Raw genomic sequence first — 1,828 nt, 5'->3', positions numbered from 1 at the left:
ATGCAATCAGTGACGGTCGAGCTTGGGGCCGCGTCCACCATGGAACTGGTGAACGCGCTCTCAACCATCGCCACTGAACTCGCATCGCGAGAAGCCCCCGAATCAGCGGCCGCATGCCTAGATCTCACCGAAACAATTGTGGCCGCGTCCGATATGCAGGAAAGCGCGCTCGCCGGATTCATCGGCCGAGTCGACGCCTGCGGAGAGCAGGCCCGGTGGGGATATCCCTCCACACAGGCGTGGCTGCGATCTCGGCTGGGCATGCGCGACAGCCGAGCCAAGGAGCGCCTCACTCTTGCCCGGCAGCGTCACCGCCTCCCGCAGGTGACCGAGCGCCTCGCCGCCGGGGACCTGCCCCACGGCTACGCCGTCACCATCGCCGACTCGGTCGCCCGCCTCGACGACACCGACTGCGCCGAGGCCGAGGCGACGCTGCTGGGCTTCGTCGATCAGGGCTTCTCGGCCGGGAAGGTAGCCGCGTTCGGGCGCCGCATCCGCGACCTCATCGCCGAACGCGACGACACAGAAGACGCCCCCGACGAGGACACCAAGCGCGGCTACGACAAGTCCTGGCTCACCACCACCCGATCCCTGGACGGCGGCCGCTACATCAAAGGCTGGCTGAACCCCGAAGACGCCGCCATCTGGGACGGCACCCTCGCCCCGCTGGCCAAGCCGGCCGGACCAGACGACCGCCGCGACCTCCCCGAACGCACCGCAGCCGCCCTCTCCAGCGTCCTGTCGGGTGGCCACAAGGCATCCAAGGTCACCGTCATCTGCGACCTGGAGACGCTGACCGGAGGCAACGCCCCCGCCCGCCTCACCGACGGCACCCCCATCCCAGCCGCCCAGGCCCGCCGCATCGCCCTGGCCGCCGGAGTCTCACCCCTCCTGCTCGGACGCGGAAACACCCCGCTCTACCTGGGCTACCGGGAACGATTCGCCTCCGCAGCACAACGCCAAGTCCTGGAGACGCTCTACTCCTCCTGCGCGGTACGCGGCTGCGAAGTCCCCGGCACGCTGTGCGAGGTCGACCACGTCCACGGCTGGGCACTCGGACGATCGCCTACCGACATCGATCAGCTCGCACTCACCTGCGGATGGCACAACCGCTTCAAGCACACCAACCCTGACCAGATCCAGATCACCAAGGATCAGGACGGGCGATACGTCTACCGACTACTCCCACCAGCCGACGCCAGAGGATCAGCAACCGGGGCCGGACCACCAGGCAGCATCGGTCCACCCGACTCGGCCCTCGACTGGGCCGCATAACCGCCCACCACCGCAACACTGCACACGGCCATGCCTAGCGCCGGTCCGCCCGCATCCACACTGATGACGGGCGGCCCCGGCATGCCCACACCACAGGCGATCGCCTCACACCGGCCGCGCATGCCCCACCACCAGACGGCCCTTCGGAGACCGCCCCAACCGGCCACTACGCCGCACCAGACCGGGCCCGCCCACACTGCCCTTGGACTGGACCGCGTCACCGTCCACCCCCAGCAACACCACACCCAGCCGCCCCTGCGCCGCTCCGCCCGCAGCCATCCCCGCGACGGGCGAGCCAGCCTGCCCCATGGCCGGGCCATGCCAACACTCCACGGCCCGTAATGCCAGAACAGCCGCCCACGCCGCATCGGAGGCGGCTCGCTACCGATCAGGTGTTGCCCTTCGAACCCTTTGCTCCCCTTCGCATCACGCAGCAGGGGATTTCGCACCTGACGGAAGGGGGTGGTGGGGTGGCGCGACCCGGGGGCGGGGCAGGCGGAGCCTGCCCCCAACACCTGCCTAGGGGCCGCAGAGGCTCCAAAGTCAAGGGTGG

The 1,828-nt window shown here is 69.5% G+C and carries 1 protein-coding gene; it reads left to right on the top strand.

Annotation, left to right across the window (positions count from 1 at the left end):
- The coding region (locus tag ABZ914_RS50855) for an HNH endonuclease signature motif containing protein (RefSeq protein ID WP_500201751.1) at positions 1 to 1,275 on the top strand (1,275 nt) is incomplete at its 5' end.
- Positions 1,276 to 1,828 lie beyond the last annotated feature (553 nt).

The sequence above is a fragment of the Spirillospora sp. NPDC046719 genome, assembly GCF_040645715.1.
GTDB lineage: Bacteria > Actinomycetota > Actinomycetes > Streptosporangiales > Streptosporangiaceae > Spirillospora.
The sequence above is the reverse complement of the archived record's forward strand: the minus strand, read 5'-3'. Positions and strand labels throughout refer to the sequence as shown.